The organism is Limibacillus sp. MBR-115 (assembly GCF_040549425.1).
Lineage (GTDB): Bacteria > Pseudomonadota > Alphaproteobacteria > Kiloniellales > CECT-8803 > Limibacillus > Limibacillus halophilus.
On sequence record NZ_JBEPTJ010000003.1, the window covers coordinates 18,455 to 32,339 of the forward strand.

Below are 13,885 nucleotides of genomic sequence, written 5' to 3' on the forward strand. Positions count from 1 at the left end.
CGAGGAGTACAGGACCCGCGCCCGTCCTCAACTCGGATCAACGGCAAAGTCCGTTGGCGGGAATGGTTGCTCCTGATTCTCGGCGGGACGACTTACCGAGAAACCAGGATGACAGGGCGCTAACCCCCAAGCCCGCCACACTTCACCCGAATGGTGCCGGTCCAAATAGGGGCCACCACCCCAGCAACCGGGCTAATTCGCTTCATTAGAGGAGAGAGACACAATGAGAAAGACATGCGATCACCATCATCATCACGACAATCATGACGGCGACATCAACCGCCGGAGCTTTCTGACGACCGGTGTTGCTGGCGTCGCCGGTGCGGCAGCAGCGACATCCATCCTGGGCGCGTCAAAATCCGAGGCTGCCGGCATGAGCGCCTATGCTGACCCGGCCGAGCCCGCCCTTCCTCCCTCCAGCATGGTTTTGGAAAAGGGCCGCACCGCGCTTCTGGTCGTCGATCCGCAAATCGACTTTCTCAGCCCACAGGGCGTGACATGGGGCGTGGTCGGAGAAAGTGTCACCGAACACAACGTGGTCGAGAATATCGGTCGCCTGTTCCGCGCCGCCAAGGCCGCCAACATGCCCGTCGTGATCTCCCCCCACTACTACTATCCGCATGACCATGGCTGGGAATTTGAAGGCGCCCTCGAGAAGGTAATGCACTCGATCGGCATGTTCGATCGGCCCGGTCCGCTCGATGTCGATGGTCTCGAAGGCTCCGGCGCTGATTTCATGGCCGAGTACAAGGACTACATCTTCGACGGAAAGACCATCATCGCCTCGCCGCACAAGGTTTACGGCCCCGAGCAGAACGATGCCGGGCTGCAGCTCCGCAAGCTGAAAGTAGACCAGATCATCCTCGCCGGCATGTCCGCAAACCTCTGTGTGGAAAGCCACATGCGGGAGTTTCTTGAGCAAGGCTTCGAAGTCGCCGTCGTGCGCGATGCCACGGCTGGCGCCAAGGTGCCGGAAGGTGACGGCTATCTCGCTGCACTCATCAACTTCCGCATGATAGCAAATGCGCTCTGGAGCACAGATGAAGCCGTGGAGCACATGCGCGCGCTCGACGCCTGACCCCGCGACAGGCAGCACCGCAAACAAGTGCCGATGACACACCCTCCGGTCACTCGGCACCTGTTTGCTGACAATCGCGCGCACGAGCAAGGCGGTTGGTTCGTTCCCCTGTCGTACCAACCGCCTTCTCACCTAGTTCATTTAATTGGTGCGGCGAAAAGGCAAAAAATAAGCTCCCGAGGTGGGAGCTATTCTTGCTTACTGCACGTTTTCCAAGGCTTTAGAATTGGTCGGAGCGGCAGGATTCGAACCTGCGACCCCCACACCCCCAGCGTGGTGCGCTACCAGACTGCGCTACGCTCCGACCGTGTCCGGCGCCGCCGGACGGACCCTATATAACGGCGCAGTCAGAGCAATGCAATCGCCCGTGACGCAAAAGCTGAATTCGTTATCAATTGCGCGGGAGGCGCTTCAATTCAGCGCGCAGGTTGAGAAGATCGCGCATGATTCCCTCGAGTTCCTTCCGCTTTTCGCGCGGCAGTGCGCTTGCTGCGGCCTCGCGGCCCGCCTTGGCCGCTTCCTTGGCTTTAGGATGCCCTGAACGGGCCAAGGGTTCGGAGGTCTGCTCGGCGGCGCTGGCAGCGCCCGCCCGCGTCAACTGACCTTCACGGAGCAACTTCTGAACGCCCTTGATGGTATAACCGTCGTCGTAAAGAAGCTCGCGAATCTGACGCAACAACTCGACATCTTCCGGGCGATAGTAGCGTCGCCCACCGCCACGCTTGAGCGGTTTAACCTGTGTGAACTTCGATTCCCAAAATCGGAGCACGTGCTGTGGGACGTCCAATTCGTCGGCTACTTCACTGATCGTGCGAAAAGCCGCGGCGGATTTCCCATTTCCCCTGGCGGTCGCCATTCTGGTCTCCTCGTATTCTGGAACGCGCAATCAATATCGCACGGTCGGTCAGGATCCGTCGTTGATACGTTCCTTGAGCACATGTGACGGGCGGAAAACCAAAACACGGCGCGGCAGGATAGGAACCTCCTCGCCCGTCTTGGGATTACGCCCTATCCGCTCCCCCTTCGAGCGAACCGAGAAACTGCCAAAGGAGGAGATCTTGACCGTCTCCCCACGAATCAAAGCATCGGAGATTTCTTCCAGCACGCTTTCCACCAGATCGGCGGACTCATTCCGAGAGAGCCCGACCTCGTGATAAACAGCCTCACCCAGCTGCGCTCTAGTAACGGTTTGTTCTGCCATTTATTCCCCCTGCCCTAAAAGCTTTTGAGCGAATGCTATACCAATCTCGTAAGATTGGTCAATTATTTAATAAAGTCAGATGGATAGCGGGGAGAATTAACGGTTAAGGCAAAAATAACGTCAGGAGCATTCTTAATTTATTACTTTAAGAATAGGCGTTAAAGCCTTACTAACGCGGAACCCCATGTGAATCCGCCACCCATCGCTTCCATCAGTACAAGGTCGCCCTTTCCGATGCGTCCGTCCTGCATTCCCTCGTTCAGCGCAAGGGGTATGGAAGCGGAAGAAGTGTTGGCGTGACGGTCCACCGTCATTATGACCCGCTCCATCGGCATGGAGAGTTTACGGGCCATTGCTTCGATGATCCGGGAGTTTGCCTGGTGCGGCACCAACCAATCGATTTCACTCTCCGCAACCTTGTTGTGAGCAAGTGCGGCGTCAATCGCCTCGGCCATATTGGTAACCGCGTGACGGAAGACCTCGCGGCCTTGCATGCGCAGATGTCCGGTCGTCTGGGTGCTGGAGGGACCACCATCGACGTAAAGCGCGTCATGATGCCGGCCATCCGAATAAATATGGGTGGAAAGGATGCCGGTATCGGCCTTATCGCCCTCTCCCTCGCCCCGTTCAAGGACGACAGCGCCACCGCCGTCGCCAAACAACACGCAAGTCGTGCGGTCCTGCCAGTCGAGGATGCGGCTATAGGTCTCGGCGCCAATCACCAGCGCTCGGTTCGCCTGTCCGCAACGAATGAAGTTGTCAGCGACCGCCAGCCCATACACGAAGCCCGAACAAACGGCCTGAACATCGAATGCGGCACCACGGGTTATGCCCAAGGCATGTTGCACGCGGGTTGCCGTTGCAGGAAACGTCTCGTCCGGTGTCGAGGTAGCGAGTACGATCAGATCGATATCCGTCGCCTGCCGCCCAGCATTCTCCAGAGCTGCCTGAGCAGCGTGAAGCGCAATATCGGAGGTCTTTTCACCCTCCGCAGCGACCCGGCGCTCGCAGATACCGGTGCGCTGTCTGATCCAATCATCGGAGGTATCGATGACGTGCGCCAGATCGGCATTGGTTACGATGCGTTCGGGCAGGTAGGCCCCACAACCTGTAAGCTGTGTACGGATCGGCATCGTCAGACCGCCGCCCTTGCGTTAGCTTGGACGCGCCCTAATTTCGCAAAATCTTCCTGTAAGCGCTTGACGAAGTCGCCCTTGGCGAGATCGACCGCCAAACCAATTGCATTGGCAAAACCCAAAGCGTCCGTCCCACCATGGCTCTTTACAGTCACACCGTTGAGGCCAAGAAAGATCGCGCCATTGTAGCGGCGCGGATCGAGACGTTTACGCAGCTTGTTCATCGCACTCTTGGCAAGCAGGTAGCCGATAGAGGCCAAAGGCGATGACCGGAACGACTGACGCAGGTACTCGCTGACCAGCTTTGCCGTGCCCTCCGCTGTCTTCAGCGCCACATTGCCGGTAAACCCATCGGTCACGATCACATCCACGGTCCCCTTGGCGATATCGTCGCCTTCAACAAACCCGTGAAAACGGCCCGGCAAAGAGTCTGCCCCGCGCAGAACTGCAGCCGCGTCCCAAAGCGCGTCATGCCCCTTCTTGTCCTCAGAGCCCACGTTCAACAAGCCGATGCTTGGCTCGATGCGGCCCAGAACGAGATGCGAGAAGACGCTGCCCATAATGGCAAAATCCACCAGATTGTTGGTATCGCAATGCACGTTCGCGCCCAAATCCAGCATGACCGACTCGCCTTTCAGCGTCGGGAAAAAGGACGCAATGGCCGGGCGGTCGATCCCAGGCAGGGTCTTTAACACGAACTTGGCCATGGCCATAAGGGCGCCTGTGTTTCCCGCAGAAACCACACCTTGCGCCCGCCCATCGTGCACGGCGTTGATCGCCAGACGCATGGAAGAGTTCCGGCCGCTGCGTAAGGCGACCGAGGGGCGCTCTTCAGAGCTCACCACGTCGTCCGTATGGATCACCTCGGCAACTGCCTGGAGCTTCTTGTACTTCGCCAAAAGCGGGGCTACCTCGCCCTCGCGCCCGAACAACAGGAACCGCACGTCGGGAAACCGCTGCTGTGCGATATTCGCGCCGCGCAGAACCATTTCAGGCGCGGCATCGCCGCCCATGGCGTCTAATGCGATTGTCAGTGACGCACTCAAGGTCTGGCTTTCATGGCAAATGCGAAGCCTTCAGTCGTGCTTCCGGCCAAAGAGACTGCCAGAAGCACGATGCAGGGCCTCAGACCGCTTCCGTCTCGACCACGTCACGGCCATCATAGTGGCCGCAAGAGGTGCAAACATGGTGCGGCAGCTTCAATTCGCCACAGTTCGGGCATTCATTCGGATTCGACTTTCCAAGAGCGTGGTGCGACCGACGCATGTCACGCTTTGACTTGGATACTTTCTTCTTAGGAACGGCCATCGCTCGTGATCCTCATAGTATTCTAATAGAGAGCGCCTTGAAACGCCCGCTTGTAGCCAAAAAGCCAGCAAGCAGCAAGTCCAAGCTATGGACAGCCGCTGCCACCATACTCTGCCAGCATCCCAATCAGGGTTCGCTTTTGGAGCCTTTTACCAAACGCGCAAGGTCCGCAAAGGGATTTGCTCGCTCGCCTTCCTCTTCGACCGCAATGCGCGGTCCAAATTCCGACTGATCCAGGTTGGCACCGGGCCTCCTGGGATGTGGATCCAGCTTAATCGCTAGTTCCTGTGTCATAGCCTCGCCCAAGTCCAGAGTCGATTCTTCCAGTACCTCCGGCGGCTCATCGCCCTCCGGGTCCAGGAGATCGCTGTCCTCGGCGCCTGCCCCACCAACAACATAACGCTGCTCGAAGTCACCTTCCAGCGTGCTATCGAATGCCTCCAGGCTTACGACGCAATTCTGCGAAATGCGCGCCGTAAAACGCCCGGTCACCTCATAAATACCGCCGCCCAGTCGCCGCAACTCAAGGTCTCCGCCCAGCGCTTCGAGCGACACCAAGCCCAATCGGCGCGCCAGGGCTTCACATTCTTTGGCCCGCGCATCGATCCGAACGATGCGGCCGGCCTGCCCCAAACCCTCCAGGTCAAAAGGGCGATGAAACTCTGAAGTTGCCTCAACCATGAAGAACGTTCCCATTACTTCCGCAGGCGGCGGAAGGGCGCGAACATAGAAGAGCGGCCCGTCAGGGTCAATGCCGATAACCACCAATCGGCATTACTTCTGTCCCGGCTGCGAAAAGGCAATAATGCCTTCCAGTATATCAGCGCTTTTCTGTTGGCCCAAGAAAGCGGCCTGATGGCGCAAATAATCTGAAATCTGTCCAAGATCGTGCGCTTCAACCTGATCTCTGGTACCAAAGAGGTTTCTGCGCAGCGCATCATGGAGCTGGGTTTCCTCATGCGCTACAAGCGCCGAAGAATAAGCTGCAACACGCCCTTGAAAGGCTTCCGCCATCTTTTTCACGCGCTTTCCCACACCCATGTCGCCAACGCCCATTTCGCGCAGCGACTGATCCATGTCGGCAAACATCAGATCGACGAGACCTTGACCTATGGCGATACCGGCCTCACCAGTCTCGGACTTCAAGCGATGAAGCACCAAAAAAGTGTGCAGCGAGATCAATTCGAACCGGCCGTCCAAGCTGTCCGGCACCCCAAGATCGCTATAGAAAACCGGATTGCGCGCTTGTTCGACGACGGCGACGTAGAGCTTATGAGCGCTTTTGCTGTAGCGATCTTTACCGAAGATAATGTCCTTGAGGGGCATTGGTAACCTTCCTAACGGGATATCCAGTGCTGCTGTGCTTGCAATAAGGCCTCGGAAGGCGGTAATCAATGGGTAGCACGAAATGGCGCCATGAAGCCCCTTGGGTGAACGGCACAGACAATGGCGGACCCGATGATGCACCTATCCACTGCGACCCACCGAACCGGTAGAAACAAGAGACTACGTGTCCTCTTGCTTTCGAGTGTTCTCCTATTGGGGGCTTGCAGCAGCGAGATCAAGGTTCATGGCAATATGCCGGACCCGGAAGTGCTGGCCGACATTCACCCTGGAGTCGACAACCGCAATGACGTTCTCAACAAGCTGGGCAGCCCTTCGACGCTTTCCACATTCCAGGATAACATTTGGTACTACATCGGATCGCGAGCCGAACAAGGACCATCGGTATTTCCGGCCGAAGAAATTGAACGCTCCGTTTTTGCAATAAGCTTTACATCGGCTGGGATCGTCCAGGAGACCAAGCTCTATACGCTTGAAGATGCCCAAGAGGTTGAGTTAATCGACCGCGAAACCCCAACCGAGGGCCGCGAGTTGACGATCCTTGAGCAGATGCTGGGCAATCTCTGGCGCCAGCCGATCTCCAGCCGCAGCAAGAACAGCAAGTAGCAACCGCCGAACAAATCGGTACAGAACATAAAATAAGCCCCGGAGATAACTCTCCGGGGCTTATGTTTAGGACCGTGCCTGTGAAGATCAGTGGGCCAGAATAGCCAACAGCAACAAGGCAACGATGTTCGTGATCTTGATCATCGGGTTGACGGCCGGACCGGAGGTATCTTTGTAGGGATCACCCACGGTATCACCCGTTACAGCGGCCATATGGGCATCTGACCCCTTGCCGCCATGATGGCCGTCCTCGATGTACTTCTTCGCGTTGTCCCAAGCACCGCCGCCCGAACACATGGACAGGGCTACGAAAAGACCGGTCACGATCACACCCAAGAGCATGGCGCCCAGAGCCGAGAAGGCAGCGGCCCGGCCACCGACCAGATCGATCACGAAGAAGAAGACGATCGGCGAAAGGAGTGGCAGCAGCGATGGTACAACCATTTCCTTGATTGCCGATTTGGTCAGCATGTCCACGCAGCGTGCATAGTCGGGTTTTGAAGTCCCGGCCATGATACCCTTATCTTCACGGAATTGACGGCGCACTTCCTCAACAACCGCACCGCCGGCGCGGCCCACGGCCATCATGCCCATGGCACCGAACAGGAACGGCAGCAACCCACCAACCAACAACCCGGAAACCACGTAGGGGCTGGAAAGCGAGAAATTCACCGGCACGTCCTTGAAGTAAAACGCCAAGTCTTCCGTATAGGTCGCAAAGAGCACCAGAGCACCCAGACCAGCCGAACCGATCGCGTAACCCTTAGTCACCGCCTTGGTTGTGTTCCCTACGGCATCCAACGCGTCCGTGGTTTCGCGCACGCTGGCGTCGAGATCGGCCATTTCGGCAATACCACCGGCATTATCCGTAACGGGGCCGAAAGCATCCAGCGCCACGATCATGCCGGCCAATGCAAGCATGGTGGTCACGGCGATGCCGACACCATAGAGACCGCCCAGGCCAAAAGTCGAAAGCAGTCCCGCCACGATCACAAGCACAGGAAGCGCAGTCGATTCCATTGAGACTGCCAAGCCCTGAATGATGTTGGTCGCGTGGCCAGTCTCGGAAGCCTTTGCGACCGACCGGACCGGGCGGTAGTCGGTCCCGGTGTAGTACTCGGTGATCACGACGATACCCGCGGTCACGGCAAGCCCAATCAACGCACAGGCAAACAGCGACCAACCGGTGAAGCCAGCACCAGCGAAAGGCTCACCAAAGCCGATGGACAGGAGATTGGCGATCAGAACGCCGGGAATGGTCAGTACCGCCGTGACGATCAGGCCACGGTAAAGCGCCCCCATGATCGACTTGTTAGCGCCCAGCTTGACGAAATAGGTGCCTGCGATCGAAGACAGAATGCAAACGCCGCCAATCAAGAGCGGATAAAGCATCAGTTCGTTCACCACACCACTGGCATTGAATAGGATAGAAGCCAGAACCATCGTCGCGCCGACGGTCACCACGTAGGTCTCGAAGAGATCAGCGGCCATACCGGCGCAATCGCCGACATTGTCACCGACGTTATCGGCGATAACACCCGGGTTACGCGGATCGTCCTCGGGAATGCCCGCTTCGATCTTACCGACCAAGTCAGACCCGACGTCCGCGCCCTTGGTGAAGATACCGCCGCCGAGACGGGCAAAGATAGAGATCAGTGACGCGCCAAAGGCCAAGCCGATCAGTGCATTCGCAACCGTCCGAGAACCGGCTTCATTGCCGATACCGGTCAGCAGGGAAAAGTAGATCGCAATCGCCAGCAACGCCAAGCCGGCAACCAACATTCCAGTCACCGCGCCAGACCGAAAAGCCATCGAAAGCCCGGCCTCAAGCCCGCCGGTGGCGGCCGCCTGCGTGGTGCGCACATTGGCACGCACGGAAACATTCATACCGATGAAGCCTGCGGCGCCCGAAAGGATCGCACCGATGGCAAAACCGACGGCAACTTCCCAACCAAGCAGAAAGAAACCAATTACGAAGATCACCACACCAACTACGGCAACCGTTGTGTACTGACGCTTCAGATAGGCGTTTGCGCCTTCTTGAATGGCGCCTGCGATTTCCTGCATCCTGGCGGACCCGGCATCAGCCGAGACAACAGCCTTTCCGGTTACGAACCCGTAAGCAATCGCCGCCAGCCCGCAAGCAATGACGAATAGCAATACCAATGTCATGGAACTTCCCTTCCTAGAACAGTCGTCGGCGCGCTAAATCGCCGACCCCACTGTCAGTCCGAAGTGCGGGGGACTCCCTAATTCGGACTACGTTTCCCCTGATAAATCGCGCGGAAAATGCCAGAAGCCGCGCCTTAAAGCAACAGTCTGGACCCCATGTCGCGGTTAAAGCGATCAAAGTGGCCTAAAAATGAGTCCAACCGCGCCTTTCGAACTGCAGGACTTGCCTCTCGCTGTCCAACACTTCCACCCGCGCGGGGCCCGGTAGCACGTCTCCAATGACCGTCAGCGGGATACCGGATTCGCTTTCTATCCTCGCCAGTTCAGGCCGCGCTGATGCGGGGACTGTGAAAACCAGCTCGTAGTCGTCACCGCCGCCCACAACGTTACTCAAAAGTTGCGCATCTGCGTTCAACACCGACCTTGCAGCGGCTGACAACGGCAGCGCAGAGGCATCCAGTTGAATCGCCACCTCTGAGGCCTGTGCAATATGTTCCAGATCACCAAGCAAGCCGTCGGACACATCCAGACAGGCATGCGCCACTCCAATGAGCCTGTGTCCCAGTTGCAATCGGGGTTGGGGTAGATGGTACCTGTCGACAAGATGGGCTCGGTTCGCAGGATCAAGGCCAAAATTCTTCCCCTGGAGAATGCATAAGCCGAGCGCCGCATCGCCGAGCGTTCCCGATACCACGACGCTGTCACCCGGTTGAGCCCCGCTCCTGGGCAAGGCTTTGCCCATGGGTACTTCGCCCAGTGCTGTAAGAGAGAGCACAAGGCCCTTCTCCGTCCGCGTGGTGTCTCCACCCAGCAATGTGACGCCGAATAGCTTCTGGTCCTCCTTGAGACCAGCGGCAAAAGCCTCCAACCAGGGGTCGTCTTGGGACTTTCCCCGGGCCAGACTCAGCAGATAACCGAAAGGACGCGCGCCCATTGCGGCCAGGTCGGACAGATTGACTCGCAAGAGCTTACGGGCAACACCCGCTGGATCGTCATCACCAAAGAAATGAATACCCTCACAAAGCGTATCCAGGGTGATGACAGTTTCATGTCCGGGTGAGGCAACGAAGGTTGCGGCATCGTTCCGGAGGTCAAATGTTCCAGGCCGACCGTCGGTGAGCGGCGCAAATAGACGAGCGATCATATCGAATTCGCCCGTCATTTCGTTCACCGTCTCACTTGCCCTCGCCCGCAGCCGTGCCAAACTCGTCTTCCCGCAGGCTATGGGCGAGGCGATTGAGTACGCCGTTGACGAACGATGGCTCCTTGCCATCAAAAAAGGCGTGCGTGACCTCCAGATACTCGCTGATAACTGCCCGCGCCGGCACATCGGAGCGCTGCCAAAGCTCGAACGCACCGCAACACAGGATCAGACGCAAAAGCACCTCCAAGCGCTCCAGCGGCCAACCTTCGACCAACGCAGGCGCCACCATTTGGGTAAGCGCCTCACGGTCTTGCGCGACACCGGCCACGAGATCGTTGAAAAGCTGCCGATCCAATTGCGTCAGGTCCAGGCCTTCGACAACATCGTTCAAGCGATGCTGCAGGAACTCGAGAATGACCCGCGACGGCTCTCCACCATTGACGTCCAGTTGGTACAAAGCTTGCACCGCGGCCAATCGCGCAAGACGGCGCGGACTGGCATTTCGGGTCGTTTGAGGTGCTTGCGGTCCGGTCATTCGCCTGCTTCCACGTCGTCCGACAGAAAGCGCTCTCGCAGTGCGATCATCGCGAGGCAAGCTTCGACGGCATCCTTGCCTTTGTTCTTTCGATCAACTGCGGCCCGCTCCCAAGCTTGGGCGTCGTTCTCGCAGGTGAGGATTCCATAGCCGATGGGCAAGCCCGCGTCCGCAGCCAAGTCTTGAAGCTTGCGCGCACTTTCCTGGCAAACATAGTCGTAATGCGTTGTTTCGCCGCGGATCACGCAACCCAAGGCGACAAAACCGTCGAAAAGCCCGCTTTCAGCCGCCAGAGACACAGCGGCAGGTATCTCGAAGGCGCCCGGCACAGCGATCCGCTCCCAGGTCACGCCCGCTTGCTTTAGCGCTGCCTCGGCGCCCTTTACCATTTCGTTGGCGATGTCCTCATAGAACCGCGCCTCAACGATCAATACATGCGCCATCACGGCCCTTCTTTCCAGATCAGTTACTCAATAGGGCGCTGGTCTACGATAGACAGGCCGTAGCCCTCAAGCCCAATCACCGTTTTACGGCTGTTCGACAGCAGCACCATGTCCTTTACACCCAGGTCCAACAGAATCTGAGCGCCAACGCCATAATCGCGAAGTTCCACGGATTTGCTCACCTCATGACCCATGCGTTTACGCAGTCGATCGGATAGGCTCGTGGCCGAAGGCTCACGCAGCAACACGACGACCCCTCTTCCCGCTTCACCGATGATCTCCATTGCTCTTTGTAGTTCACCGCCGCGACCGCTTTCGCCATCGCCCAGCACATCGTCCAGCACGTTTAATGCGTGCATCCGAACCAGCACCGGCGCGCTGGCGTCTATCTCACCCTTCCATAAGGCTACATGCTCGGCGTAGGCCAGTTTGTTTGTGTAGACCGCCATGTTGAAAGTGCCGCCGTGGCGACTTTCGAAGGATGTTTCAAGCGTGCGTTCCACAATACGCTCGTTGCGACGGCGATAGGCAATCAAGTCGGCAATGGTCGCGATTTTCAGACCATGGGTTTGTGCAAAGGCGATCAAGTCGTCGCGCCGTGCCATAGTGCCGTCATCGTTCATGATCTCACAGATCACACCCGAAGGGTTCAAGCCCGCAAGACGCGCCAAATCGACAGCCGCCTCCGTGTGGCCGGTCCGCACCAGCACCCCGCCCTCCCGCGCCATCAGGGGAAAGACATGCCCTGGCGTCACGATATCGCGTGGGCTCGATGCAGGATCGATCGCAACCGAAATCGTCCGTGCCCGGTCAGGCGCCGAAATTCCGGTGGTCACCCCCTCACGCGCTTCGATTGACAAGGTGAACGCCGTTGCATGGCGGCTCTCGTTGCGCTGCTCCATCAGCTTCAAGCCAAGTTGGTCGATCCGCTCGTGTGTCAAAGCCAGGCAAATCAGACCCCGCCCAAACTTTGCCATGAAATTGATCGCTTCAGGGGTCGCCATCTGTGCCGGTACGACCAAATCACCTTCGTTCTCTCGATCCTCGTCATCGACCAAAATGAAGATGCGGCCATTGCGCGCTTCTTCGATGATCTCTTCGATCGGCGAGATTATCTCCCGGAAGGTAACGCGCCATGCTTCGTCGCGTTCGATCTCGGCCTTGGTGCGGTCCATCATTTACTCCCGGCTGGAAAGTCGTTGAAGGTAGCGTGCAACGAGGTCTATTTCCAGGTTCAGCCTGTCGCCTACTTGAGTCGTTGCGAAAGTCGTGACCTCATCTGTGTGAGGGATGATGTTAACGCCGAAGCGGCAGCGACCGTCGTCCAGATCAGCCACCTCATTGACGGTCAGCGATACACCGTTAAGGCAAATCGACCCTTTCGGCGCAATAAAACGGGCCAGCGCGGCTTCCACGATAAAGGAAAACCGCCAGGAATCGCCTTCACGGCGGCGCTCGGTTACTTCGGCCAGTCCGTCGACGTGCCCGGATACCAAATGTCCGCCCAGCTCCTCGCCCAACGCCAAGGCGCGCTCCAAATTCACTGCCGTGCCAGGCTGCCAGCTATCCAGGTTGGTTCTGGCCAAACTTTCGGCAGAGACATCGACAGCAAAGTAATCGCTCCCGGTCTCCACGACCGTGAGGCAACAACCGTTGCAAGCGATTGAAGCACCCAAGGAAATTTCCGATGTCGGATAGCGGGTTTCTACGACAAATCGCGAAACACCGCCGTCCTTTCGCTCTCGAATGCGGCCGAGATCCGTAATGATGCCTGTAAACATGAGCTTGATCTAGGTGGCCTTGCTATAGCTTTCCAGCAGGTCTTCGCCCAGACAGCGCAGGAAATCAAGCCGGAACCGAGGTGAATCTTTCAGGCTGTCTATCCCCAATGCCGACAATCCCGCCCGTCCGTCGTCCCCCAGCAGCCGCGCCGCACGGAACCAGATCAAGCGATCGACCAACCCCGCCCGCACCAAACTTGCGGCCAAACCGCCGCCGCCTTCGCACAGCACACGTGTCACGCCGCGCGCCGCCAGCGCTTCTAGAACACCATCCGGTGGCAAAAGCCCGCCCGGTTGATCCGGCCGCAGTTCGATGACCTCGACACCGGCACTCCGATAGGCAGCCACACGCTCCTTGGGATGTCCTTCCCTCGTGAACAACAACGTCGAACAATTTCCCGCCCTGGCCCCCGCATTTGCGACAAGATGATGGGTTAACGGCAAAACCAAACTGCCATCCATGATGACGCGCAGCGGCGACCGCGTTTCCAGGCCAGGTAGGCGACAGTCCAAACGCGGATTATCGTAGAGAGCCGTTCGCCCGCCGATCAGTATGGCATCGTGGGTCGCCCGCAAACGATGCCCGAAGGCCCGCGCACTATTGCCGGTGATCCACTGACTTTCTCCGGTGTGTGTTGCGATGCGACCATCCAAAGTCGTCGCAAGTTTGAGCGTCACTAACGGCCGACCATGCAACCGGTGCAGCAGATAGCCTGCGTTCACCCGTTCGGCCTCATGCCGCAGCAATCCGGTTTCAACAGCGATTCCCGCTTCACGCAACATATTAACGCCGCGCCCACGCACTCTTTCATCCGGGTCGTTCATAGCCACCACGCAACGGGCGACGCCGGCCTTCACCAAAGCCTCAGCACAAGGACCGGTCTGACCATGATGGGAACAGGGTTCCAGGGTAACGTAAACGGTGCTACCGCGCGCAGCGATGCTTGCTTGGGCCAGCGCTTCGGTTTCGGCATGCGGGCGCCCGCCCGGTTGTGTCCATCCACGCCCGACAATCTGATTCTGGCTAACGATGATACAGCCGACCGCGGGGTTCGGCGCGACACGGCCCAGGCCTCTACGAGCAAGCGACAAGGCCGCTCGCATATAGCCAAGATCAGCGGCGCTATCGGTCAAGGG

At 58.2% G+C, this 13,885-nt stretch carries 16 protein-coding genes and 1 tRNA gene; 2 read left to right on the forward strand and 15 right to left on the reverse strand.

Going from position 1 to position 13,885, the window contains the following annotated elements; all coding sequences use genetic code 11:
* Window positions 1–223 precede the first annotated feature (223 nt).
* Window positions 224–1,078 (forward strand): cysteine hydrolase, encoded by an 855-nt coding sequence (locus ABIE63_RS06825; RefSeq protein WP_354503720.1) that lies wholly within the window; start codon window positions 224–226, stop codon window positions 1,076–1,078.
* Between the two features lie 227 nt (window positions 1,079–1,305).
* On the opposite strand, the gene ABIE63_RS06830 is transcribed toward ABIE63_RS06825, so the two are convergent.
* From ABIE63_RS06830 to ABIE63_RS06865, 8 genes are all read right to left on the reverse strand, one after another.
* Window positions 1,306–1,382 (reverse strand) — tRNA-Pro (locus ABIE63_RS06830).
* Between the two features lie 87 nt (window positions 1,383–1,469).
* Entirely contained in the window at window positions 1,470–1,934 is a 465-nt protein-coding gene (locus tag ABIE63_RS06835; protein WP_354503721.1) for a MerR family transcriptional regulator, read from the reverse strand.
* A gap of 48 nt (window positions 1,935–1,982) precedes the next feature.
* Window positions 1,983–2,279, reverse strand: coding sequence for an integration host factor subunit alpha (locus ABIE63_RS06840; protein ID WP_183416574.1), 297 nt, complete (start codon window positions 2,277–2,279; stop codon window positions 1,983–1,985).
* A 158-nt stretch (window positions 2,280–2,437) separates the two neighbouring features.
* Window positions 2,438–3,412 carry a beta-ketoacyl-ACP synthase III gene (locus ABIE63_RS06845; RefSeq protein ID WP_354503722.1) on the reverse strand — a complete coding sequence of 325 codons (975 nt, stop codon included), beginning with the start codon at window positions 3,410–3,412 and terminating at the stop codon, window positions 2,438–2,440.
* 2 nt (window positions 3,413–3,414) lie between these two features.
* Window positions 3,415–4,461, reverse strand: coding sequence for a phosphate acyltransferase PlsX (gene plsX / locus ABIE63_RS06850; protein ID WP_183416573.1), 1,047 nt, complete (start codon window positions 4,459–4,461; stop codon window positions 3,415–3,417).
* Between the two features lie 79 nt (window positions 4,462–4,540).
* A complete protein-coding gene (gene rpmF, locus ABIE63_RS06855) occupies window positions 4,541–4,723 on the reverse strand; it encodes a 50S ribosomal protein L32 (RefSeq protein WP_183416572.1) in 183 nt (60 codons plus the stop codon).
* A 126-nt stretch (window positions 4,724–4,849) separates the two neighbouring features.
* Entirely contained in the window at window positions 4,850–5,488 is a 639-nt protein-coding gene (locus tag ABIE63_RS06860; RefSeq protein WP_354503724.1) for a DUF177 domain-containing protein, read from the reverse strand.
* Between the two features lie 9 nt (window positions 5,489–5,497).
* Window positions 5,498–6,049 carry a ubiquinol-cytochrome C chaperone family protein gene (locus ABIE63_RS06865; RefSeq protein WP_354503725.1) on the reverse strand — a complete coding sequence of 184 codons (552 nt, stop codon included), beginning with the start codon at window positions 6,047–6,049 and terminating at the stop codon, window positions 5,498–5,500.
* Window positions 6,050–6,181: 132 nt separating this feature from the next.
* On the opposite strand from ABIE63_RS06865, the gene ABIE63_RS06870 reads away from it, so the two are divergent.
* Complete coding sequence (locus ABIE63_RS06870) at window positions 6,182–6,673, forward strand: outer membrane protein assembly factor BamE (RefSeq protein WP_354503727.1); 492 nt, start codon at window positions 6,182–6,184, stop codon at window positions 6,671–6,673.
* Window positions 6,674–6,760: 87 nt separating this feature from the next.
* Here the strand turns inward: ABIE63_RS06870 and ABIE63_RS06875 are convergent, their stop codons facing one another.
* From ABIE63_RS06875 to ribD, 7 genes are all read right to left on the reverse strand, one after another.
* A complete protein-coding gene (locus tag ABIE63_RS06875) occupies window positions 6,761–8,845 on the reverse strand; it encodes a sodium-translocating pyrophosphatase (protein ID WP_183416568.1) in 2,085 nt (694 codons plus the stop codon).
* A gap of 184 nt (window positions 8,846–9,029) precedes the next feature.
* Window positions 9,030–10,007, reverse strand: a complete 978-nt coding sequence (gene thiL / locus ABIE63_RS06880; protein WP_354503728.1) for a thiamine-phosphate kinase — start codon at window positions 10,005–10,007, stop codon at window positions 9,030–9,032.
* Between the two features lie 13 nt (window positions 10,008–10,020).
* The gene (gene nusB / locus ABIE63_RS06885) at window positions 10,021–10,524 is read right to left on the reverse strand and encodes a transcription antitermination factor NusB (protein ID WP_183416567.1); all 504 of its coding nucleotides are present in this window, start codon (window positions 10,522–10,524) and stop codon (window positions 10,021–10,023) included.
* Entirely contained in the window at window positions 10,521–10,967 is a 447-nt protein-coding gene (locus ABIE63_RS06890; protein WP_183416566.1) for a 6,7-dimethyl-8-ribityllumazine synthase, read from the reverse strand. The genes nusB and ABIE63_RS06890 overlap by 4 nt, the downstream gene beginning before the upstream one ends.
* Window positions 10,968–10,990: 23 nt before the next feature.
* The gene (gene ribB / locus ABIE63_RS06895; RefSeq protein WP_183416565.1) at window positions 10,991–12,142 is read right to left on the reverse strand and encodes a 3,4-dihydroxy-2-butanone-4-phosphate synthase; all 1,152 of its coding nucleotides are present in this window, start codon (window positions 12,140–12,142) and stop codon (window positions 10,991–10,993) included.
* 3 nt (window positions 12,143–12,145) lie between these two features.
* The gene (locus ABIE63_RS06900; protein WP_354503729.1) at window positions 12,146–12,748 is read right to left on the reverse strand and encodes a riboflavin synthase; all 603 of its coding nucleotides are present in this window, start codon (window positions 12,746–12,748) and stop codon (window positions 12,146–12,148) included.
* Between the two features lie 9 nt (window positions 12,749–12,757).
* Window positions 12,758–13,882 (reverse strand): bifunctional diaminohydroxyphosphoribosylaminopyrimidine deaminase/5-amino-6-(5-phosphoribosylamino)uracil reductase RibD, encoded by a 1,125-nt coding sequence (gene ribD, locus ABIE63_RS06905; RefSeq protein WP_354503730.1) that lies wholly within the window; start codon window positions 13,880–13,882, stop codon window positions 12,758–12,760.
* Window positions 13,883–13,885: the final 3 nt, after the last annotated feature.

Excerpts from the sequence above, each read along its gene's own strand:
- ABIE63_RS06840 (WP_183416574.1), bottom strand. The coding sequence starts at position 2,279 with ATGGCAGAACAAACCGTTACTAGAGCGCAGCTGGGTGAGGCTGTTTAT.
- ABIE63_RS06835 (WP_354503721.1), bottom strand. The coding sequence starts at position 1,934 with ATGGCGACCGCCAGGGGAAATGGGAAATCCGCCGCGGCTTTTCGCACG.
- ABIE63_RS06845 (WP_354503722.1), bottom strand. The coding sequence starts at position 3,412 with ATGCCGATCCGTACACAGCTTACAGGTTGTGGGGCCTACCTGCCCGAA.
- rpmF (WP_183416572.1), bottom strand. The coding sequence starts at position 4,723 with ATGGCCGTTCCTAAGAAGAAAGTATCCAAGTCAAAGCGTGACATGCGT.
- ribB (WP_183416565.1), bottom strand. The coding sequence starts at position 12,142 with ATGGACCGCACCAAGGCCGAGATCGAACGCGACGAAGCATGGCGCGTT.
- ABIE63_RS06890 (WP_183416566.1), bottom strand. The coding sequence starts at position 10,967 with ATGGCGCATGTATTGATCGTTGAGGCGCGGTTCTATGAGGACATCGCC.
- ABIE63_RS06875 (WP_183416568.1), bottom strand. The coding sequence starts at position 8,845 with ATGACATTGGTATTGCTATTCGTCATTGCTTGCGGGCTGGCGGCGATT.
- ABIE63_RS06825 (WP_354503720.1), top strand. The coding sequence starts at position 224 with ATGAGAAAGACATGCGATCACCATCATCATCACGACAATCATGACGGC.
- nusB (WP_183416567.1), bottom strand. The coding sequence starts at position 10,524 with ATGACCGGACCGCAAGCACCTCAAACGACCCGAAATGCCAGTCCGCGC.
- ABIE63_RS06865 (WP_354503725.1), bottom strand. The coding sequence starts at position 6,049 with ATGCCCCTCAAGGACATTATCTTCGGTAAAGATCGCTACAGCAAAAGC.
- thiL (WP_354503728.1), bottom strand. The coding sequence starts at position 10,007 with ATGACGGGCGAATTCGATATGATCGCTCGTCTATTTGCGCCGCTCACC.
- ABIE63_RS06900 (WP_354503729.1), bottom strand. The coding sequence starts at position 12,748 with ATGTTTACAGGCATCATTACGGATCTCGGCCGCATTCGAGAGCGAAAG.
- ABIE63_RS06870 (WP_354503727.1), top strand. The coding sequence starts at position 6,182 with ATGATGCACCTATCCACTGCGACCCACCGAACCGGTAGAAACAAGAGA.